A 21,714-nucleotide genomic window follows, 5' to 3' on the forward strand; every position below is an offset into this window, starting at 1 on the left:
GTTGTGAATTGCTTTCAAAATTGTATTTTTATATAGGATTCACAGGATACTTCTCATAAAAGACTAATATCCTGTGTCTTATATAGGTTTTTAGGATTAAAAAATCAAGTAGCCTATTAGAATAATTCTAACTGTTGTGATGGCTTTTCTGGTTCTACTTCCTTTTGACCATGAAATAGTTCGATCATTCCAAACTGTTTATCTGTTATTTGCATAATACCCACTTTTCCTTTTTTGGGTAGCGCATTCTTGGTTCGTTTAATATGTACTTCTGCATTTTCTCGAGAAGCACAAAACCGCATGTATATACTAAACTGAAACATCGCAAATCCATCATTCAGCAAGTTTTTACGAAACCGACTAGCTACTTTTCGCTCTATTCTTGTTTCTGTAGGTAAATCAAAAAACACTAATACCCACATACTTCTATATTGATTAAGGCGTGAAAAATGTTCTTCATTCATATTCAGGATATAAAATCTTGCGACCTGTCCCTAAAAAACATTCATACAAAGAATTTGTAGTCCTGCTCATAGCTACCATAAGAGGGCTCTTTTTACCATCAATTACCACATCTATTGCAGGTATTTGAAGTAATAAGGATTTTAAATCGCTAGATAATTCTTTATAATCGCTCGAGGTTTTTGTGATACTACATACCATAGCATCCACATAAATACGATACGGCTCCATAATATCATCTGCAAGACAAAAAGCATTGTATTTATTATGATGAAAAATCCCAACAGAAGGTAACATACCGCTACTTACTAATGCTCTGGCAGTAACTGCCCGTAAAATCGCATATCCGTAATTCAATAAATTATTTGGGGCTATACCTTTTTGGTTACGACTAAAACCCTCTATGTCAAATAAATTCTGAAAATAATAAGCAGCAGCGATAGCTTCATGATTTTGAGAATCCCCACTCTTTACCTCGGTTGCCCATCGTTTTAATTTTAATGCATTTTTACCAATTTTCGCCAGATGTACAGCTTGATTGCTTATTTTACTATTAATAGTTTGTTGCCATAGATTTTTTTTGAGTGGCAGACTTGCATTTAGTTGATGTCGTATGCGTTCGGTTTGCTCGCTGTGCCCGACCAAAGGCTGTAAAAAAGAACATGGTAAATGTTGTTTGTCACAGGTAATAACTGCAGTTTTGTTTTGCACTAATTTCATTAAAAGACCATTGGTAATAGTAATTTGTGGATCTTCTAAAACTATATATCCCAAATCTTCAATAGGTATAGAGACTTCTGTTTTGTCTTTATCCGGAAAATTAACTACCAATTGTTCACTTCTGGTATTAAGATATGCAGGATTGCCAAAAAAAAGGGTGCGTTTAATCATAACTTTAATCCACATTGTGGAGTTTAATTCTTCGGCTTGCTTCAAAAACAAAATATATTTTCATAAGCATACCTCGTGAGGGTACTCCAAGGTTGTTTATTATTCTCCTACTTGAACGATTTCTCCTAGATGATTTAATCTAATTTTCTGTATTGTATTTAATTTATCCAGGCTTCTAATACTATAATAAGTAATGTCTTTCAATTCTTTACTATCTACTAACTGCGTTTCTAAATGATGACGAAACACATAGTTTTTGGTCGAAATTTTTTGAACACGAAACAAGTTAGATCCTATTATATGTATATTATCAGGATCCAGTAGATCTACTTCTAAAGGATTAAAATCTTCAGATGGAAAAACAAACATCTCATTTTGTTTCATTGTAAAAAGAAGGTTCCATCCTTTTTCATGCGTATTTTTAATAATGGATTCTCCAAGGTTTTTTCGTGCAACAGCCTCATAAAACGAAACAACTTCTTCATGCAAATTATTTTTTTCGTCTCTGTAAATAGCTACATGGTGATTATTGCCTGTACTTACATAATCTACTGCTATTGGTTTATTATTGGCATCTACTATTTCTTTGCCATGATGATCTTTTGCGTGATGTAAAGGTTCTGCATTGGCAACCCCTGTTATTTTAACAGATTTAATAACAATTCCTTTTTCTTTGTTAAACCAAATAGGATGGTCTTCTAAGTTAGAAAAAGCTTCTTTGCCATTGCCGTTAAAATGGGCTAATCGCTCCAGTAATATTTTTCTTATTCCAAGATCTACTACCTTATGTATTGCTTTTGTGTCTTTAAAATTATCTGGAGTGATATCTTTACGAATAGTAAATTGCGACTGTATCGTTTTTGTTTTTACGATTTCAGGAACCTTATTGGTGGTATTAGCTATATAAACAGGGTTTTTGATCGGGCTATTTTTACCTGCAAAGGCTTTTTTAGGGTCATTTTCATGATCTTTGAGTCTCTTCTGTAGCGCTTCTTTATAATCTGGATTTGTAACAGCTTGTATTTTATGCGTATCAAATGTAGCGTTGATTTTTTCTTCTTTGATTTCATAAAAGTTTGATCGCCCATAGATGGTTTCTTTATGTAATTGTCCTCTGGGAGTAAGTTCTGTCTTGGTGATAAAATTGCCTTTACCTTTTACTTTGATTTTGTTTTTATTAAGCGTTACTACTTTGTTTTTTGCCTTGTGTGAGATTAGTATAGTCTCCAGATGTTTTTTAGATTCTTCCCGTATGTTTTCAAAAGGTTTTTTAAATTTTCTTCCTCCGTCACCATTTCTGTAGGTATACTTTTGTTCAATACTGTATATAATACCGTCTTTATTTCCTTTTGCATTCATGTTGTTCAGGTACTGTATATAAGCAGGTTTCGTAAAAGCAACGGTTATGGCATCCATGGCATGATGTCTGTGATCATTACGTTTTGTCCAGTCTTTTATACGAGGGAGTTCTTTTCCTTTTTTGTTTTTTTCATAATAGGTCAGTCCTAGTGCTTCATATTTATCCCATGTTAGTTCTTGCAATACATGTATCAATTCCCAATCGGATCTTAACTTGGCTGTAATGCTTCCTGAGGTAGCGTGTACATTTCTAGTTATTTGCCGTAATATTTCAGAAGCTTTTCTGGCAATGTATGCAGAGTTACCCAGATCCCGATTTAAAAAATCATCAGGAATATCTGCTTTGGTCATTAAGAGTTTTTGTCGCTTTCCGTATGTAATATCTTTTTTAGAAAAAATTTCCTGTATTCGGGACTCAAAATCATTTAGCCAACCTTTTCGCTCACAATAATCAAAAGCAGTTTCATTTCCCTTTTCCAGATTTACATCTCTTAATTCTAACGTTTTATTCGAAAAGGAATCATCAAACAATACCGATTGTGGTATAATATGTTCTACATCAAACTTATTAGTAAACAATTCTTCTGGTTTGATATAGGTGCCAGAATACAATGTTTTAAATCCTATGGATTTTAATTCCAGATATAATTTATACTTTATCAAGTCTTTTCTGCTTACATAGGATAATCCAAATTCTTTTTTTATGGTATTTCGATACGCTTCATGCTCTCTGGTTGCTCTTGCTATAGAGATAGTCATATCTTTACGTTGTGCAGCAGTTTTTTTAAGCTCTCGTGCTAATTCGACCCTTATTTCATCAGGTCTTCCCATATCAGGATGAGCGATTATAGCATTTACTACATTGATCATTTGATTCAATATTTTTTCTACTACAGGATTTCTTAAGGAATTCTTTTTTAATATCTCTATAGAGTCCGATAAAGAGCGGTTTTCATTTTCCTCTGCCGTTAAAGAATGAGAATGATTGTATTTAGCCAGACTACAGGCTTGATCATAAGTATGCCCACTTTCTAAAAACGGATATATCTTTCGCAATGCCCTAACACTTAAATTTCCGTAATCTTGTTGAAAAACAACAGAAGTCAATAACTTGGTATGTGTTTCTTTAAATCCGAAATTAGTTTGTAGTTTTTCTTTGAGACTTTCTACTCCTGTTTGGGATTTATCCTCTTCATAGGAATACAACAAGTGCCATAATTCATAAGCCTGTTGCTTGCTAAACTCATTTCCTGAGATATACATGTCCAAAGTCAAAATATCTGGGGTAATACCAATTTCTTTAAAACATGTTTGTATATCTTTTAAAAGGATTGGTGCTTCCGTTTTTTCATGCCCTATATTATTGTATCCTTCTATTTCTAATATTTGGAGATATATTTTTAAAAGAGTTGCTTGTGTTCGATTTCCTTCTATTTTTTCAAAATTTACTTGCCAATCTTTGGGCGCATTCGATGATCCTTCAAAAATCCATTTCAGGAGTTGTGCAGAGGACCAGGAGTCTTTGATGTTTAGCTCTTTAAATAATAGTTGTTTGGTATCCTCTTCAAGAATAAATTCTTCTGTTGGGTTATCTTTTTTGGTGATTCTAATGGCATTGATATTCTGCCAAACTTTTGCTTGCTGAAATACAGGAGAAGACTTTGGAGCAACCCGTGGTCCGATGTATTTCTTTTTTCTCATGCCATCTACCCATATTTCTTTTTCTTTTCCTTCTAGCTCACAAATATTGATAAGACCTTTTTGGGATTTTAATTTTCGTTGATAAAAAATAGTAATATCTCGTAATGATTTTCTGATTTCTTCTGTGAGTTCGGGATAATGTTTAGATTGTTCTTTCCATATAGCATCAAATTCATCCATATAATCCTGCCTGTAAAACACTTGATTTTTGAGAGGTTTTCCCGGATTTTCTTTTAAGAAATTGTATTGGTATTGTCCAACAGTAAGATTATCAAAAAAAAGTTCTTTACTTCGGTCACTAATAGCTCCTAAATACCCGCTGGATTGATGGATTTGATTATTAATCTCGATAAGAACAAAAGCTAATTCCCGTAGTTCTATTTTTTCTGAAACTCCTTTATTTCGCCATTCGTATTGTTCCAGTTTTTTATTTTTCCCTTTGTTTTCTGCTTTGTCAATGCCTAGTGTTTTTTTAATATAACTTTCTGTTTGAGTTTTGTTCTTCCCTGTAAGATTTTCTTTGTGTTCCTCATTTAAAATTTCTGGATAAAACTCTTTCTGAAACTTCCATATACTATCCAATTCATTTTGAAGGTCGGATCGATAATAATCTGGTAATTGTTGTTTGCCATCTACCAGTAACTGATAAGAATATTGCCCTGGAGTTAGGCTTTTATTATGCAGCTCTTTAGCTACGGTCATCCCATCTATTATTTGACCATCTTCTGCATTATTGGCTTTTCTGCTACTTTTATATCCCCTCTTTTTATTTATCATTAAAAGTACTCTTGCAAAATCTTGCTTAGAAATTTTTTGAACAGGTGCTTTTGCCCGTAAAGCATAAGTACTATGCGTAGAATCCCCATCTTCTGATAGGAATTTTATTTGATCCAAAAACTTTACTTGTTTTAAAATTTGAAGAACAGCTTTTCTTCTCTGCTTATATCTTTGTAGATTTCTACGAGCTCCTCTTTTTAATGTTCTATCTGCATTAATTGTAATACTATCCCCTTTTTTAAAATCTTGCTGTTCATCAGTGCTTAAAGGGATTACCCTAACTCCTGTTTTTATAATCGATGATTTTTCTGTACTGTCCTCAGCCTCGTTTACAAAAGCCCACCCAATAGATGTTGTTCCTAAATCCAGCCCCAAAATTTGTTTCATAAGTGATATATTTATTTGAAAAGTAAGAAACCTAAACGTGTTTTGATTATGGATTTCCGTATTTATTGTAAAAATCATCAGTTCTGAGGATAACCGAATAGAACAGCTAAGGAGATTCTTTTAAATTTTTGATATGATTTAGAAATAAGGAATTTTTTCATTTTTTTTTACTACTTTTATAAAACAATTTTGAAAGCAATTCACAATAAGGATTATTCCGTTGTGAAAACATTTAAAGCGGTCTTTACAGATCGCTTTCTTTTTTATGTTTAATAATACCGTCTCAACCCGAAACTAATACCCATCCTTTCTATATCATTCTCCAATAAAACTAATAAGGTAATAAAATCGTAAAATTCCGTCTGACCTCTAGTAAACGATAAGATAAACACATGAAAAAAAAAATTTAAGGAGTTAGTGAAATTCTAATAGAGATAACAATATTCTTTACTTTATATCTCTGGCAACTCAGAAACCGCATCTTTATCATCTAATAAACCAAGAGATTTCAAATATCGTTCAGTCATTAACATACTAGAGTGACGACACATTTTTTGAATTTTTCGAATATCTTTTTCTTTTTCATACCAGTTCACTACAGCTGTATGTTTAAAAGCATATAATGTGTGGTCTTCATCAAATTCGAAATTATCTTTCACTTTTTTAAAATGCTTTCCCATATAATTTTCGCCCATTTTCGTTGTCGAAGGAGTTTGATTAGCGCCAAATAAATAATCACTTGGATGATACTCTTCTAAATTCATTTCTAGGATGATTTTTTTTAGTCCAGGTACAATAGGAACCACATCTCGTTTTTTAGTTTTACTAATTTTACCAGACACCCAAATCAAGTCTTTTTTTAAGTCAATATCTCGTACTTTTAATCTGCGTATCTCTGAAGGGCGCATAAAGGAGTAGTAGATAAAACAAATAATTTTCCATAAATAGGGATCATGCTCTAGAACATATTCTTTTATATCTTTAATTTGCTCATTCGAGAAAGGTTTATTTTTAGAGCCATATTCTTCTGGCTGCTTATCAATCTTATCAAATGGATTTTTACCTTCTACCCATTCTTGTTTTAAACACTCATTATAGAAAGTTTTAAGAACACCAAGAGTATTATTGTACGTTTTAGGACTATTTTTTCTATGAATAAGTAAATACATAAAATATTGTTGAATCAATTGATAATCTAGTTCTCCTATCCACAAACTATCTTGACCTTGTTCCTCTAACCATTTTAAAAAACGTTCTAAATTATTACTGTAAAAACCTATACCCCGTTTATAAAGTTTTTTAGCTTTTTTAATCTCAATGAAGGTAGCTGTCGCTTCTCGTATAGAATAAATTGTTTTTGAACGAATATTTTTAGTTTTTGAGTTACTCTTAACCGTTTTTTTTCGATCTATATGAAAGCCATCAGCTAGAAGTCTATTAATCTCTTTAATTCGATCTTTGGCAAATGCTATTTGTTCTGCATCTGATTTGTATTTTTTAGGAATATAAAGTCTACGTCTTACTAAATCATTTTTCTGCACATCCCACACATAGTACATTATGTAGTTGCCTTTTGCAGCTTTTGACTTTACTAAACGAGCCTTTTTAAATGTATGCATATCTTCGTATGTATATTTAGGTACTAGACCAAATATACTACAAACTGACGACTTTACTGCCGACCCCTGACATGTAGAACTAAAAAACCGTTCATTATTTACTGAAAATGAACGGTTTGTACTAGTCGGGATGACAGGATTTGAACCTGCGACCACACGACCCCCAGCCGTGTACGCTAACCGGACTGCGCCACATCCCGAAAAAATAGAATACAAATATAATAATCTTAAGATTAAGTGGAAGTATTATTATTCTGTTCCAAAATTTTTATCATTTTAAATGATTTTAATAGATGAAATAATCCTGGTAAAATTACAGCTCCTCCAATTATAAGGGATATCCCCAATGCTTTTATAACACTATCTGGTGCAATTTTTTCTATCAAACTTACACTACTGTTAGTTGTTATTATAATATCTGGAAAGTGAGCTATTATAGCTGCTAATAAGATTAAAAAAACTTGTATCCCAGCTAGAGATCTACTCCATACTGTGTTTCCTTTTTTTATCATTCTTTTTAATGGATATAGTAATACTCCAGAAAGTATAACAGCTATAAGTGCAAGAGGGCTTCTTATAAAATCCTTTACAAATACGTTTCCTGAAATATATCCATATCCAAAAGTTACCAATCCAAGAAGTACTACAATTATAGTAGCAATAATAGATTTTCTTACATAAATTCTTGCATTTTTACCTGTAGATTCTCCTATTAGTAAAACAGAAGATAAAAATGCACAAAGTGCAGCAAAAAATAAACCTACCAATATACTAAACAAGTTACACCAAGGCATGATAAAAGCTTCATAAAAGGTTAAAGTGCTTATGTCTTCTACAATATTAATTTTACCACTAATTAATGCGCCAAATACAATTCCTAAAAATATAGGTGTAATTAAACTAGATACCATAAACATGCCGTCATACAATTTTTGAGAATTATCTATAACCGCATCGTAATGCCTAAAAACAAAAGCTACTCCCCTTAATGTTACTCCAAGTAAGATAATAGTTAAAGGGATATGTAAATGTACTACCATAATATTATAATACACAGGAAATGCAATCCATAGGATTACTATTAAAATAATAATCCAAATATGATTCGCTTCCCATACTGGTCCCATTACTCGATAAATTGTTTTTTTGGTAATTTTTTGATTTTCTTTTGAGGAAAAAAGTTCTATGATACCAGCTCCATAATCAGCGCCTCCTAAAACTACATATAGATACAAAGAGAACATCAAAAAGAATAATACTACATATAACATATTCTAAGAATTTGAATTATTTAAAACCTTTATCTGTCTAATCATTAACCAGGTAACAGCTACAGATAAAGTTAGATATACTACTATATACATATAAAAACTAAACACAATCCCAGGCATAGGTGTCACTGCATCTTTAGTTTTCATTATTTTATGAATAATCCAAGGTTGTCTGCCAACTTCGGTAACGATCCATCCTGCTTCTAAAGCTAGAAATCCCAAAGGAGCCAATAACACAAATAATAGCCAATACTTTTTATTGCTAAGCCATTTTTTCTTTTTTAATGAAACAAAATATAATAATCCTGCAAGCAGTAATAAAGTTCCTATTCCGACCATTATTTGAAATGCATAGTGTACAATTGGAACATTTGGTTGTTCGTCTTCAGGAAAATCATTTAGACCTTTTACCTCTGCATTAAAATCTCCAAAAGCTAAAAAAGATAACATTCCAGGAATAGCTATTTTATAATTTACTTCTTGGGTTTCTGCATTTACAATTCCACCAATATAAAGAGGCGCTCTTTTTTCGGTATTGTAATGTGCCTCCATAGCGGCTAATTTCACAGGTTGTCTTTTTGCGATATCTTTAGCAGATATATCTCCACTAATCGGTTGCAAAATAGCTGCTATAGCTCCAAATGTTATAGCTATTTTAAATGCTTTTTTATGTAGTTCTATTTTTCTTTTTTTATATACTTGGTAAGCATGGATACCAGCTACTGCAAATCCTGTTGCTGTAAAAGCCGCTAATGTCATATGCAAAGCTTGTGTAAACCATGCTGGATTTAGCATTGCCTTAACAGGATCTATGTTTAAGAATTTTCCGTCTATATAATCAAAACCTGTGGGAGAGTTCATCCATCCATTTGCAGCCACCACTAAAATTCCTGATGCTACACCAGAAACTCCAATTATAATCCCTGTGATCCAATGAAATTTTTCTGGTAATTTATTCCAGCCATATAAATAGAATCCTAAAGCTATTGCTTCTACAAAAAAAGCAGCACCTTCTAATGAAAATGGCATTCCTATTATAGGACCAGCATGTTTCATAAACTCTGGCCATAATAACCCTAGCTCAAAAGATAACGCAGTTCCAGATACAGCACCAGTTACAAAAAAAATAGCTACTCCTTTTTGCCATGATTTTGTTAGAGTTAAATACATTTGGTCACGAGTTTTTAACCATTTATAGTGAGATACTACCATAAAAAAAGGCATGACCATACCAATACAAGCAAAAACAATATGAAATATTAAAGTAAATGCCATTTGGAGTCTTGCCGCATCAAGATTTTCCATAGATAAGATTTAGAGAAGAAGTTGGATTCAAATATTGAACTATAAAGATACGGCGCAAAGCTGGCTTTGTGAAGAAATAACAAAACTTTTGGCTATATTTTTAGAAAAAAATAACAGCCGAATAATAATTTGCTTTTTTATAGCCTTATATTTTTATTAATAAAAATATAAGGCTATAAAAAAACTAGTGAAATTAGGGTAAAAAAATATTTTATAATTTTATTACAACATAAGTGAAAATATTTTTTATATTTGCACTCGCAAAAAGATAACTGTATTCGGGGTGTAGCGTAGCCCGGTTATCGCGCCGCGTTTGGGACGCGGAGGTCGCAGGTTCGAATCCTGCCACCCCGACTAAGTTAAAAACCTTGTTATCTATTGATGACAAGGTTTTTTTAATTTGTAAAGTGATTTGTAGTTAGTTCTGGTGTCAGTAAATAAATAATTTTATATAAGCTTAAGTTGATTAACTATTTCTTGAAGAGAGTCCTTCGCATCACCAAATAAAAGATTACAGTTATCCATTCCAAACAAATCGTTTGATACTCCTGCATACCCTGTACTCATACCTCTTTTCATAACGACAACTTGTTTGCCTGCGTAAGCTTTGATAATAGGCATACCATAAACAGGACTATCAGGTTTGGTTTCTGCCGCTGGGTTAACTACATCGTTGGCACCAATAATAAGGACTACATCATAATGAGACATAGTATCATTTACTTCATTCATTTCTTTTAGATGATCGTAGTCGATATTAGCTTCGGCTAGCAAGACATTCATGTGTCCTGGCATTCTTCCTGCTACAGGATGAATAATAAAATCTACTTTAATACCTCGGTTTTCTAACATTTTTTGAAGCTGTCCACATAAGTGTTGTCCTTGAGCAACCGCAAGACCGTATCCAGGTACAATAGCAATGCTACTAGCAAAAGATAACTGCATTACGGTTTCAGAAACACTAATATCTTTAATATTTTGTTCTTCTGTATCTCCTGTATTAGTAGTTTTTTTAAATTTCCCAGTTAGTACTTTTAACAAAGACCTATTCATTGCTTTACACATTAAAAGGGTCAATAAAATTCCTGCTGAACCTACAAAAATTCCACCTGCAATCATTGCTTTATTATCGTATACAAACCCTGCTAGAGCAGTTGCAATACCCGTAATAGAGTTTAATAACGAAATAACAACAGGCATATCTGCACCTCCAATTGGCAACACAAATAAAATACCATAGGTAAGAGATACTAGAGCCATTATTAGACAAAACATCTCAAAATTGACAGGTAAAGTTTCTAGAAAAAATAGAATAGGTAAAGAAATGATTGTTACCAGTAATATTCTAGACCATAAAATAACGATTGCTTTGCGATTATCCTTGGTTTTACCCGCAAGTTTTCTATATGCGACTATACTTCCAGTTGCAGCTATAGCACCTGTTGTTAGACCTAATAACAGTAAAATTTGAATTCCTATTAGAGTAGTATTGGTATCTGTTAGAAATGCTTCAATAATACCTAATAACATTGCACAAGCTCCACCAGTGGCATTAAATAATGAAACTAATTGAGGCATTGCTGTCATTTCAACTTTTGAGGCCATACGTTTACCTAAGAATCCTCCTATGGCTATAGCGGTTAAAGCTATAATAAGGTTAGGTATTGGAATGGTGTTAGTGGTAACTGTTATAAATGTGCATATAACAGCTAGCACCATTCCGGTAGCTGCTATAAGGTTTCCTGTTTTTGCTTTTTTTGGCGAGCTCATGAATTTTAATCCACCTAAAAAAGAAACGGTAGCTATTAAATAACCAACCTCTACGATAATATTCATTTTTTATTGTTTTTTGAATTGAACATTTTTAACATTCGACCAGTAACAAAAAATCCTCCAGAGATATTTAATGCGCCTAGGAATACAGCAATTCCACCTGTTGCTAATAACAGGTAATTGTCAGATGGTATTTGAAGTATCATAATAACTGCTCCTACCATAATAACACCACTAATAGCATTGGCACCAGACATTAATGGAGTGTGTAGAATTGCAGGTACATTTGCTATAATTTCGATACCGATAAAAACACAAAAAATGACGAAATATATAAATTCGAGATTGTTTTGAATAAATTCCATATTAAGCTATTTCAAATTTAGTTAGTAGTTGAGGATGTGTGATTTTTCCGTTATAAATAACTTGACAACCACTCAAAATAGGGTCTTCTTTTTTGTTAGAGTTAACGAGGTGTTTTAAAAAATTGAAGTAATTACTTGATAGTAATTGTGAGGCTGCTTGTGGTATTTCTCTTGATAAAAATGAATCTCCTATAATAGTAACGGAGTTGTGATTTATTATTTTTCCATTTTGAGTAGCGATGCAATTGCCTCCTTGTTCAGCAGCTAAATCTATTATTACAGATGCAGGTTGCATAGCTTCTAGTGCTTTGCTATCTATCAATACAGGTGCTTTTTTTCCAGGGATATTTGCAGTAGAAATAACAATATTGGCTTTACTAATATGCTGATGAATTAATTCTTTTTGTTTTGCGAGATATTCTTTTGATTGTTCGACGGCATATCCTCCAGCATTTTTGCCTTCTTTATACCCTTCTACTTCAATAAATTTTGCTCCTAAACTTTTAACCTCTTCTTCTGAAGATTTTCTAACATCAAACGCTTCTACTATAGCACCTAGCCTTTTGGCTGTGGCAATTGCCTGTAATCCGGCAACACCTGCACCTAAAACTAACACCTTTGCAGGACTCAGCGTTCCTGCCGCTGTCGTAAACATTGGGAAAGAACTATTATAATAATTTGTAGCTTTTAAAACAGCTTTATAACCTGCCAATGATGCCATAGACGAAAGCACATCCATAGACTGTGCTAAGGTTGTTCTTGGTAATAAATCAAGACTAAATACAGAGATGCTTTTGTTGAGATATTTCTCCGTTCTTTGTGGATAGAATAGCATATTGAAATATCCTATTATTGTTTTTTCGGCTTCACCAATATTAAAATTTTGAGGCTCATTAATAGATAAAATAAAATCAGATCTCTCCAAAATTTCGCTTCTATTTTGTACAATGGCACCAGCTTTTTCGAATTTGCTATCGGAAATGCCTAGATTTTCGCCAATACCTTTTTCGATAAAAACTTTTAAGTTTAATTGGTTAATGGCTGCACTGATTTCTTTGGGTAAGAAACAAATTCGTTTTTCAAAATCAGGTTCTTTTACAATCCCTATGTATTTCATAGTTTCTAAATAGGTTTGGTTTCAGCAAATCAAAAAATAGAATTGCCTTATTTTTATTAAGTTATGGCAATTTTCAATTGTTGTGCCAAAGAAAAAGTAGTCTGTTTTTTAAGTTTTAATCATTTAAAAGACAGGTTTTTATTGTTTTTTGCGAAAAAACATCACTAGAAATTTCGAAACAAAAAGTATCGACTGATACTTTTTCCCCCAGATGTGATTTAAAAGAAAAGTGTTGAAAATAATTTGAAACTCTTTATTTGAAATAAAACAATTTAGAAGTATATTTCAATTAAGATCCTTTATACTGAAAAGTGATTTTATTGTAGTTATTTTACTCAGAGTAAACTATAGATTAAAAATCTTTTTTTTTGGATTTTACTATAATTCTAAGTGTTGGTATAAGAATCCAAACAAACAACATAAATAACGAAACAATTAATCCGAAACTGGTACCAAAGAATTTTTTAAAAACAGCACCTGTATAGCCCAATAATGCTGAAATATCTAGTTTTAATAATATTAGAGTTCTGGATAAGTCTATAGGATTTAGCATCGTGCCAAATAGGGATAGCTTGTCTAACGGGTAATCTTCAAAAAGTATTAACGACATCAAAAAGATCCCATCGTAAATGATAGCGAGGAAAAGCCAGAGTAATACAGCATATCCAAATCCTTTGATCTTATTTTCATTAGAAAGAGAGATATTAAAAGCCAGTGCCGTAAAAATAAAAGTAAGGAACGCTCCTGTTATGAGTAGTAAAGAAAAATTCCATATACTATCGGATTTAAATATTCCATACAATATAAATGGTATCCCAATACCAAGAACTAAACTCATGGTAAGAGATAGAGAGAGACCAAGGTATTGTCCTAGAAAAATTGAGTTTCGTTTTAGAGGTTGTGCTAATAAGAGTTCTGTAAACTCTTTAGAATTGTAATAATACATAACTCCAAAAATAGTGCCTATAAGTGGTACTAGGATGATAATCACATTCATAAGAGTAATTATGGCTTTAGAAAGATCATTGTTAAGAAATAATAGTACAGTACCCAGCAGTAGATAGAATAAAAAGTATATATAACTCCAGCGGCTACGCATTAAATCATAAAAACTGTATTTTAATATTTTAAGCATAAGTGTTTTTTAAGATAGATGCAATAGCATGTTCGAAATTAGGCTGCTCGGTTTGGGTTTTTAACTGCGTTATATTTCCTCTGAAATATATTTTACCTTCTAACAGAAATACAATTTCGTCAGAAATCTCTTCGACAAAACTCATGATATGCGAAGTAATTAGGATTGTTTTTCCTTTAGTTTTTTCTTTTCGAATTAATTCCTTCAAGCGAATTAAAGAGATGGGATCCAATCCGGTTGTGGGTTCATCCAGAATAAGAATGGGGCTATTAAACATAAAAGTAAGTACAATATTTACCTTTTGCTTAGTTCCACCTGATAGATTACCTAGTTTTTTGTTTAAAAAAGGGCTTAGTTTAAACAGTTCTATGAGTTCTTGATCGGTATTGGTATTACCTCTTATATCCTTGATCATTTTAAAGAGTTCTTTTACTCTAAGGTTATTAGGAAAATTAGCAATCTGGGGTAGGTAATCGATTTTTTTTCTATAAAGCCAATTGTTTTTTATGTTTTTTCCCATGATTTGTATACTACCTTGTGTAGGGATTACCATACCCAGGATACTTTTGATAAGAGTAGTTTTGCCAGATCCGTTAGGACCAAGTATAGCAAAGATACCACCTTTGTCTATTGTAAGATCTACTCCAGTTAGTACCTTGTTTTTCTGAAATGTTTTATGTAGATTTTCTATAACTACCATTTTATTTTATGGATTAAAGGATGATGATCTAATAGTTTGTCAGGAGTAAATACAGGAGATACTTTTTCAGAAAAATCGATAATATCAATAAATAAGCTTCTCAATAAAATAATAGTTTCAGGGGTCCGGTTTACGATATACGAAAATAATTTTACAGGCCGATAGGGTACATCACCAATACCGTCTTTATCTAAATCATAGCCTGTATATTTACTCCAATAATTGTTATGAAATAGATTATCATTTAGTTTACTGTTATAAGAGATATCAAAAGAGTTGTTTAAAAAATTATTTAGCTTAAAAGTATTAGTATAGCAAGCGCCACGAACTTTTATTGCCCAACCATTATTAATAAAATTGTTTTTAGAGTACTGTATTCGGTTAGATCCTTCGATATTAATACCAATGGTGTTTTCTTCAAAGGTGTTTTCTGTAATCTCGGCGTCGTTTATTTCTTTTAGTAGCATTCCATAGGATGCAGAGCCCCAATTTTCTTTAAAAATATTACGATACATTTTTATTTTTTTCGAAAACATAACGGCTACACCAGCACCATTTTTCTCGAAGGTGTTATTTTCATAACTATCGTTATTCGAAAACATAAAATGAAGCCCATATCGTATATTATGAGAACTAACGTTGTTTTTAATCTTACAATCGTCAGAAAATTCGAGATAAATCCCATCACGTACCCGTTGCACAAAATTATGCTCTATTATAATGTTTTTGCAATACCATAGCTGAATACCATTACCAGAATTATACTCTTCTACAGCATCCCCGATAATTTTATTATGATAAAGAACACCATCTCTGGCTTTTTCAAGATAAATACCAAAAAATAATTTTTCAAGCACTACATTTTGAATCATAAAGTCCTTGCTTTTTTTTACTCTGATTGCAGCATAATCTTCGGTATAACTGGTACCTACATTAATAATAAATAATCCATCAATGGTAACATGATCCGAGATAATAGTGATGATCTCACCTTGTCGCTTTCCATCTATTACGGGGTAATTCTTGCCTATGATGGTTAAAGGTTTATCAACAATGATATTATATTCGTTGTAGGTAGCTTTTTTAACAATAATAGTATCGTAAGCAGATGCAGCTTTTATAGTTTCTTTGATTGTAGTATGCGCACATGTTTTGCAAACGATATGAGTGTTTGCGTATATGGTAATTGTGTGCATTCCTATCATTATAATCACTATAAAGAGTTTATGTAGTTTTTTGATATGATATATGTTGAACTTTTTATACATAAGATAGTTTATTATTTATAAAAGTCCACCGCTACGTGCGCTAAACCCTACAAAAACAAAGAATACAGATAGGATAGTTACTATAATAATATGATAGGCGAGAGGTTTTAGTTTTTTCTTTGGGATTAAAAAAAATCTGGCATGAATAGCCAAAGCAATTGTACATAATAAAAGTCCTAATTTTATGGTTATATGTTTGGTATAGTGATCATTAAAATCAAATAATCTAGGGGCGTATACTGTAGTTATATATATACCAGTAATTATTAGAATAATAAGAGAGGGGATACCGATACGTTCATATTTGGACTCGAATGATTCAATAATACTAAAATCATTTAATTTTAACGCTTTTGGGAGGTAAACCAATGATAATATCAAATGCCCACCAGTCCATATGGTAGCAGCAATGATATGTAAAAATATGATCAATTTTAATCCCATGCTTATATTGGTTTTACTTTTTTAATTTGATTTGTAATTCTTTCCAGGTATATATTTCCCCGCCTTTTTCTTTCTTTTTACTTATGGCATCTTCTTTATGCTTAAAAGTAGAAAGATAGGCACCCATAGGACTAGGAATGTTTTTGCTGATTAAAAAAGTAGCTTTGGTGGCATCGATTAAAATTTCGGGATTAGTATAATCCACAGACAAATACATATCAATGGTAGCAGTATCTATATCTTTCAGATTGTTAATCATACACTCCGTAGCATCAAATTTATATACTTTCCCTTTTTTTGTAATTATTTCTGCTGCATGTAGTTTATCTACGATGGTCATCTGACAAAAATAACAGCTATCTGTGCCGTAATCAATAGCTTTTGGTCCTGTGTTACAAGAAGTAAATACCAGAGCAAAACTAAATAAAGTGAATACAGATTTCTTTACTTTATTTTTTGAAATCAACATACGTTTTTTGGTTTTCTTTTTTCCTAAGATATATGCGATAAAAGTAAGAGCTATACCCATTGCTAGAAAATATGCTCCAAGTTTAGGATAGGAGTGAACTTTGAAATTAAGGATGTCTTTAGAACCAAAAATAGGGGGTTGAAACCCCATAACGGTGCCGTCAGAGTTGGTAAACTTTAGGATAGCTTTTGGGTCTAGATTATGTCCATAATCATGTTCCCATAGATAAAAGTCATAAATGCCAGCTATAGCAAAGATAGACATAAGTATAAACCATCTTAAGTACCATTTGTAATTAGTAAAAAGACCAATTAGTACACCTAATGTAGCCATAAGACCAATTACCCAAGGAAAAATTTTAAACTCAGGGATAGTTTCAGGAATATATTGCATACCCACATAATGATTCATTAGGTTGATATTTTTAATATCATGCGGATGTGCGTCGCTAAAATCATTGATATAAATATCCATTCCTAAGGGGGTAGGATATTGAGGAGCTTCTAAAGTGATATTCCATAAAGGAAACAGGAATAAGGTTACTATCAAGAGTGCTCCCAGAATCATGACTAATTTGGATATTTGCATACTGATATGGTTTTTAAAAGCGGATAATTTTATAATATTACCCGCTTTATAGTTTTAATTATGGAAGTTTAATCCTCTCCTAAAGACCAGCTCAATGTTATGTCTGAATCTTTTGGGGATACTCTTACATATCCTTGCATTTCTTGATGTAGTGCAGAACAAAAATCTGTACAATAAAAAGGCCAGACTCCTACTTGTTTAGGGTGCCAGACGAAAGTTTCTGTTTGTCCAGGCATAATTAAAAGCTCAGAGGTGTTTGCTCCAATCATACTAACACCGTGGGGGACATCATAATCTTGTTCTAAATTAGTAACATGAAAATAGACTTTATCACCCACTTTAATACCTTCGATATTATCTGGAGAGAAGTGACTTCTGATCATGGTCATATAGATATGGACCTCATTACCTTCTCGTACCACTTTGGTATCTTCATCAGATTTAGCTGCATATTTATGTTTGTTTTCTTCTAGCTTATAGATTTTTTTGGATTTTGACTTTATAAGATCTGCAGGGCATCCAGCGGCATAATGTGGTTCTCCGATGGTAGGAAAATCTAATAATAACTCCATTTTTTCTCCTGTAATATCATACAATTGGGCAGATTGAGTAACCTCTGGACCAGTTGGTAAATATCGATCCTTGGTGATCTTATTCATTGCCAATACGTATTTTCCAAATGGTTTGGCAGAATTACCTCCTGGGATCATTAAATGCCCAACCGAATAATACGTAGGTTTTCTATCTATTACTTCCCAAGTTTCTAATTTCCATTTTACTACTTCAGAAGAAATAAAGAAGGTTGTATATGCATTTCCTTTTCCGTCAAATTCTGTATGCAAGGGACCCAACCCTGGTTGTTCTACAACTCCTGCTAATACATCCTCAAATTTAAGAATAGGGATACCATACGCTTCTCCGTCTATTTTGTTATTCTCGATAGCAGACAACATTTTGGTAAATGAATGCACAGTTAGGTTAGCAGATAGTTTACCGTTACCTACAATGTATTCGCCACTAGGGTCTACATCACAACCGTGGGGGGATTTTGGTGTTGGTAGTAGGTATACTAAACCAGGACATTCTGCGGGGTCTAATATTTTAACCTCTTTTTTCATAGTTGAAGTAGCAGTATGGGTATGTTCATCATATACATTATGTGCATAGTTTGCTGGCATGGTTTTAAATTTTCCTGCTTTGATATATTCTTCTGCTTTTTTCCAGTTTATAGCGGCAATAAAATCTTTATCGTTTTGCGACGCATTTACTTCTAAAAGGGTATTAGCTTCTTCTGTATTATAAGTAGTAAAAAAGAACCATCCATGAGATTTACCTCGGCCGGGATGCGATAAATCATAATTAAAACCAGGCATTAGGATCTGAAATTCTAAATTCATTGCTCCGTCTTCGGGAGCTATACTTATAAAAGATAACGCGCCTTTAAAGTTCCCTTTATATTCTTTGATAGAGATATCTTTTTGAGGAACAGGTACAGAAAATCGAGTGCCAGCTACTACATATTCTGAGTTTTCAGTTACAAATGAAGAACTATGATTACCAGCACTATTGGGGATTTCGATAATTTCAGTAGTTTCAAAAGTGGTGAGGTCAATTTTTGCAATACGTGGAGTATTGTTGGCATTAATGAAAACATATCTACCATCAATTTCTCCAGCTGTTTGTGAAATATCAGGATGGTGAGAGTCATCCCATGGGATAAATCCATAAGAGGTATTAAGCATAGGTTTAGTCTCCTCATTATATCCCCATGCTTTTTCTGCATCTTGAGAGAATACAGGAATTACCTTAAACAACCTACCCGAAGGAAGCCCATATACCGATAACTGACCACTAAAACCACCAGAGATAAATGCGTAGAATTCATCGTGTTCTCCTGGAGCTACATATACTTTTTCTGCTGCCGAAGAATTTAGCGCTCCGCTTCTTTTGGATGAAGAATCAGTTTTAGAACAACTGGTTACTATGAGGGTAATCGTCGTTAAATAGAAAAATAAATTAAATAATTTTTTCATGACTTTTTTCAATTTTAGTTAGAAGAATAATTTTCTCTATAACATACATAATACCTTTGTTGATTAAATCTTTATGATTTTGTGTATCTAATAGGTAATGAAGAGTATTAATCTATATACGTATGATATAGTTTTTATAACTATAATGTTCTGAAATACTCTAATACAGCTCTGGCATCTTCTTCTGTTAAACCTTGATTAGCCATAGGAGAACCGTTAAACTCTATAAGTAATTCTTTTGCTAATGGATCTTTTTCTACCATTTCTGAAGGATTAAGGATCATATTCATAACCCATTCCGGAGATCTCCTTTTTAAAATTCCAGTAGGAGCAGGGCCAATAAATCTTTTAGTAGTTTTATGGCATGCCATACACATTTTTTTGAATACATCTTGCCCCTTTGTGACCATTGTTTGATCTATTTCTGCAGGAAGTTCTATAGATGTAATGGGGCCAATACCTTTGTTTTCTAAATCTATTTTTTTTGAAGCCGGAGTTGTGGTTGGAGCTTTAGGTTTAGTAGTCTCTGATTGTTGTGTAGTACTCTTTTTTCCTATCGTTATCTGCTCTTTTTTTTCTTCTTGTTTACCTCCACAACTTGTTAGTAAAAGAATGTTTAACAAGAGAATGATTTTACCAAATTTGTTCATGTGTTTATTGTATAAAATTAGTTATGGATACTTTCTTATTCAAGCTAATAAATAAGAGAGTATGTTAAATTAAAGAACAAATGTAGATGCTATTCTTTTTTTAAAATATGATTTAAATCATAATTAAAGATAAAATAGTCTTTTATTCTTTTTTTTGTTTTTTTATAATAATAATAATTAATGAAGTATTATGATTTCAATTGATATAGAAGTAAATAAAGTATTGAAAATAAGATACAACTACTGAGGATTGCTAAGGATAAAAAATAGTAAGAAAATATAGGGAATTGTAACCAAGTAGCTAAGCCTTTATAGATAATAAGAAATTCTGAACCCAAAAAACCTATAAAAAATAATATTATTGAAAATTTTGATAACTTTAATAATTGTAAGTGTCCAAGAAACGCAAAAATAGATAGGCTTACTACTCCAAGAAAGGTAAGGTGAAGGTAACCTATAACAAAGTCAATAATACTGTAGGTTAGTCGAGAAAAATAGGGCGTAGCAGAGATGGCTTGTAGTATTATTTTTAATCCCAGAAGAATAAGAGCTATTTTAAGAAGTATTCTTTCTGTAGTATGAATATGTTGGTATAGTTTTGAACGGTGCTTGATAATGATTTTAATAAAAATATAATATGCAAAAATTTGAAATACTGCTCCTGTTCCTCCTAGTATATAAAAGATAGGATGAGGTTCTGTCCATAAAACAGATAAAAAGAATGAAAATAATATTCCTATTTGTAAGGTGAGATATAATATTTTTGATTTGGTTTTAGAAATAGAAATATTATTTTTTTCGAGTGTATAAAAAAATATGCCAAATAAAGCAACAATATACCAACCATTATATTGAAAATGAAGATAAAAATATATAGCAATTTTATACCATATAGAAGAGCTACCCAAAGTATTCATAATAACTCCTAAAGACCAAGGGCCTATACTGGAGAGTATCATGTAATAGAGAGATGTACGAATATATGTATACGAAATAGTGCTTTTTTGCTCTTTGGTAGTGTAGGTAATAAAGAACCAAACGAACCAATAAGAGGTAAGTAAAAATAGAGTAGAAAAGATAATTGAAAATAAAGCATATCCCATAAAAGGAAAAGTAATAAGCATACCAAGTATAGTGACTTGTGTACTCCAAAATATAATTTTATAGATTTTAGGAATAGCTTTTTTAGTAATGTATATGGTATAGATAATTGTTGTTAAAGCAGTATATACCCACCCTAATAAAGCAATATGAGAATGTGTGTGTACAATATACCTATAGTTTGCAGGAACAACTATAATAGTAAATAAACGTAATAATACCCCTAGCAAGGCAATTATAAGAAAGTACCCTAATGCAATATGTATATGTTTTTTTAGATATACCATATATAAAATAGA

17 protein-coding genes and 2 tRNA genes are annotated in these 21,714 nt (G+C 32.1%); 1 reads left to right on the forward strand and 18 read right to left on the reverse strand.

The window, feature by feature from the left end:
- Positions 1–116: 116 nt before the first annotated feature.
- The 7 genes from cas2 to H527_RS0120135 form a co-directional block, all read right to left on the reverse strand.
- Positions 117–464 (reverse strand): CRISPR-associated endonuclease Cas2, encoded by a 348-nt coding sequence (gene cas2 / locus H527_RS0120105; protein WP_027414300.1) that lies wholly within the window; start codon positions 462–464, stop codon positions 117–119.
- Complete coding sequence (cas1, locus tag H527_RS0120110) at positions 457–1,353, reverse strand: type II CRISPR-associated endonuclease Cas1 (RefSeq protein WP_027414301.1); 897 nt, start codon at positions 1,351–1,353, stop codon at positions 457–459. The genes cas2 and cas1 overlap by 8 nt, the downstream gene beginning before the upstream one ends.
- Before the next feature lie 99 nt (positions 1,354–1,452).
- A complete protein-coding gene (cas9, locus tag H527_RS0120115; protein WP_027414302.1) occupies positions 1,453–5,577 on the reverse strand; it encodes a type II CRISPR RNA-guided endonuclease Cas9 in 4,125 nt (1,374 codons plus the stop codon).
- A 452-nt stretch (positions 5,578–6,029) separates the two neighbouring features.
- Entirely contained in the window at positions 6,030–7,196 is a 1,167-nt protein-coding gene (locus H527_RS0120120; RefSeq protein WP_027414303.1) for a tyrosine-type recombinase/integrase, read from the reverse strand.
- 125 nt (positions 7,197–7,321) lie between these two features.
- Positions 7,322–7,396: transfer RNA gene (locus tag H527_RS0120125), tRNA-Pro, on the reverse strand.
- 33 nt (positions 7,397–7,429) lie between these two features.
- Positions 7,430–8,467, reverse strand: coding sequence for a cytochrome d ubiquinol oxidase subunit II (locus tag H527_RS0120130; protein ID WP_027414304.1), 1,038 nt, complete (start codon positions 8,465–8,467; stop codon positions 7,430–7,432).
- 3 nt (positions 8,468–8,470) lie between these two features.
- Positions 8,471–9,772: a cytochrome ubiquinol oxidase subunit I gene (locus H527_RS0120135; RefSeq protein ID WP_027414305.1), complete on the reverse strand. Its 1,302-nt coding sequence runs from the start codon at positions 9,770–9,772 to the stop codon at positions 8,471–8,473.
- Positions 9,773–10,051: 279 nt separating this feature from the next.
- Between H527_RS0120135 and H527_RS0120140 the strand changes: the two genes are divergently transcribed.
- Positions 10,052–10,126: transfer RNA gene (locus H527_RS0120140), tRNA-Pro, on the forward strand.
- A 93-nt stretch (positions 10,127–10,219) separates the two neighbouring features.
- On the opposite strand, the gene H527_RS0120145 is transcribed toward H527_RS0120140, so the two are convergent.
- From H527_RS0120145 to H527_RS0120195, 11 genes are all read right to left on the reverse strand, one after another.
- Positions 10,220–11,608, reverse strand: coding sequence for an NAD(P)(+) transhydrogenase (Re/Si-specific) subunit beta (locus tag H527_RS0120145; protein WP_027414306.1), 1,389 nt, complete (start codon positions 11,606–11,608; stop codon positions 10,220–10,222).
- Positions 11,605–11,910 (reverse strand): proton-translocating transhydrogenase family protein, encoded by a 306-nt coding sequence (locus tag H527_RS0120150; RefSeq protein ID WP_027414307.1) that lies wholly within the window; start codon positions 11,908–11,910, stop codon positions 11,605–11,607. The genes H527_RS0120145 and H527_RS0120150 overlap by 4 nt, the downstream gene beginning before the upstream one ends.
- A 1-nt stretch (position 11,911) precedes the next feature.
- The gene (locus H527_RS0120155) at positions 11,912–13,027 is read right to left on the reverse strand and encodes an NAD(P) transhydrogenase subunit alpha (RefSeq protein WP_027414308.1); all 1,116 of its coding nucleotides are present in this window, start codon (positions 13,025–13,027) and stop codon (positions 11,912–11,914) included.
- 352 nt (positions 13,028–13,379) lie between these two features.
- Positions 13,380–14,162 carry an ABC transporter permease gene (locus H527_RS0120160; protein ID WP_027414309.1) on the reverse strand — a complete coding sequence of 261 codons (783 nt, stop codon included), beginning with the start codon at positions 14,160–14,162 and terminating at the stop codon, positions 13,380–13,382.
- Positions 14,155–14,862: an ABC transporter ATP-binding protein gene (locus H527_RS0120165; RefSeq protein WP_027414310.1), complete on the reverse strand. Its 708-nt coding sequence runs from the start codon at positions 14,860–14,862 to the stop codon at positions 14,155–14,157. The genes H527_RS0120160 and H527_RS0120165 overlap by 8 nt, the downstream gene beginning before the upstream one ends.
- Positions 14,856–16,067, reverse strand: a complete 1,212-nt coding sequence (locus H527_RS0120170; RefSeq protein ID WP_373297453.1) for a nitrous oxide reductase family maturation protein NosD — start codon at positions 16,065–16,067, stop codon at positions 14,856–14,858. Before H527_RS0120170 ends, H527_RS0120165 begins: the two co-directional genes overlap by 7 nt.
- 78 nt (positions 16,068–16,145) lie before the next feature.
- Entirely contained in the window at positions 16,146–16,574 is a 429-nt protein-coding gene (locus H527_RS0120175) for a CopD family protein (RefSeq protein WP_027414312.1), read from the reverse strand.
- A gap of 13 nt (positions 16,575–16,587) precedes the next feature.
- On the reverse strand, positions 16,588–17,631 hold the full coding sequence (locus H527_RS24780; protein WP_308427896.1) for a nitrous oxide reductase accessory protein NosL: 1,044 nt from the start codon (positions 17,629–17,631) through the stop codon (positions 16,588–16,590).
- 68 nt (positions 17,632–17,699) lie between these two features.
- Complete coding sequence (gene nosZ, locus H527_RS0120185) at positions 17,700–19,664, reverse strand: Sec-dependent nitrous-oxide reductase (RefSeq protein WP_027414313.1); 1,965 nt, start codon at positions 19,662–19,664, stop codon at positions 17,700–17,702.
- 140 nt (positions 19,665–19,804) lie between these two features.
- Positions 19,805–20,314: a c-type cytochrome gene (locus tag H527_RS0120190; RefSeq protein ID WP_027414314.1), complete on the reverse strand. Its 510-nt coding sequence runs from the start codon at positions 20,312–20,314 to the stop codon at positions 19,805–19,807.
- A 188-nt stretch (positions 20,315–20,502) separates the two neighbouring features.
- Entirely contained in the window at positions 20,503–21,702 is a 1,200-nt protein-coding gene (locus H527_RS0120195) for a hypothetical protein (protein ID WP_027414315.1), read from the reverse strand.
- Positions 21,703–21,714: the final 12 nt, after the last annotated feature.

This window comes from Aquimarina muelleri DSM 19832, assembly GCF_000430665.1.
Taxonomy (GTDB): domain Bacteria; phylum Bacteroidota; class Bacteroidia; order Flavobacteriales; family Flavobacteriaceae; genus Aquimarina; species Aquimarina muelleri.

Bases quoted from the DNA above. Each gene is read 5' to 3' on its own strand.
- H527_RS0120165 (WP_027414310.1), bottom strand. From the start codon at position 14,862: ATGGTAGTTATAGAAAATCTACATAAAACATTTCAGAAAAACAAGGTA.
- H527_RS0120175 (WP_027414312.1), bottom strand. From the start codon at position 16,574: ATGGGATTAAAATTGATCATATTTTTACATATCATTGCTGCTACCATA.
- nosZ (WP_027414313.1), bottom strand. From the start codon at position 19,664: ATGAAAAAATTATTTAATTTATTTTTCTATTTAACGACGATTACCCTC.
- H527_RS0120120 (WP_027414303.1), bottom strand. From the start codon at position 7,196: ATGCATACATTTAAAAAGGCTCGTTTAGTAAAGTCAAAAGCTGCAAAA.
- H527_RS0120160 (WP_027414309.1), bottom strand. From the start codon at position 14,162: ATGCTTAAAATATTAAAATACAGTTTTTATGATTTAATGCGTAGCCGC.
- H527_RS0120195 (WP_027414315.1), bottom strand. From the start codon at position 21,702: ATGGTATATCTAAAAAAACATATACATATTGCATTAGGGTACTTTCTT.
- H527_RS0120150 (WP_027414307.1), bottom strand. From the start codon at position 11,910: ATGGAATTTATTCAAAACAATCTCGAATTTATATATTTCGTCATTTTT.
- H527_RS0120190 (WP_027414314.1), bottom strand. From the start codon at position 20,314: ATGAACAAATTTGGTAAAATCATTCTCTTGTTAAACATTCTTTTACTA.
- H527_RS0120145 (WP_027414306.1), bottom strand. From the start codon at position 11,608: ATGAATATTATCGTAGAGGTTGGTTATTTAATAGCTACCGTTTCTTTT.
- cas2 (WP_027414300.1), bottom strand. From the start codon at position 464: ATGAATGAAGAACATTTTTCACGCCTTAATCAATATAGAAGTATGTGG.
- H527_RS0120130 (WP_027414304.1), bottom strand. From the start codon at position 8,467: ATGTTATATGTAGTATTATTCTTTTTGATGTTCTCTTTGTATCTATAT.
- cas9 (WP_027414302.1), bottom strand. From the start codon at position 5,577: ATGAAACAAATTTTGGGGCTGGATTTAGGAACAACATCTATTGGGTGG.
- H527_RS24780 (WP_308427896.1), bottom strand. From the start codon at position 17,631: ATGCAAATATCCAAATTAGTCATGATTCTGGGAGCACTCTTGATAGTA.
- H527_RS0120135 (WP_027414305.1), bottom strand. From the start codon at position 9,772: ATGGAAAATCTTGATGCGGCAAGACTCCAAATGGCATTTACTTTAATA.
- cas1 (WP_027414301.1), bottom strand. From the start codon at position 1,353: ATGATTAAACGCACCCTTTTTTTTGGCAATCCTGCATATCTTAATACC.
- H527_RS0120170 (WP_373297453.1), bottom strand. From the start codon at position 16,067: ATGATAGGAATGCACACAATTACCATATACGCAAACACTCATATCGTT.
- H527_RS0120155 (WP_027414308.1), bottom strand. From the start codon at position 13,027: ATGAAATACATAGGGATTGTAAAAGAACCTGATTTTGAAAAACGAATT.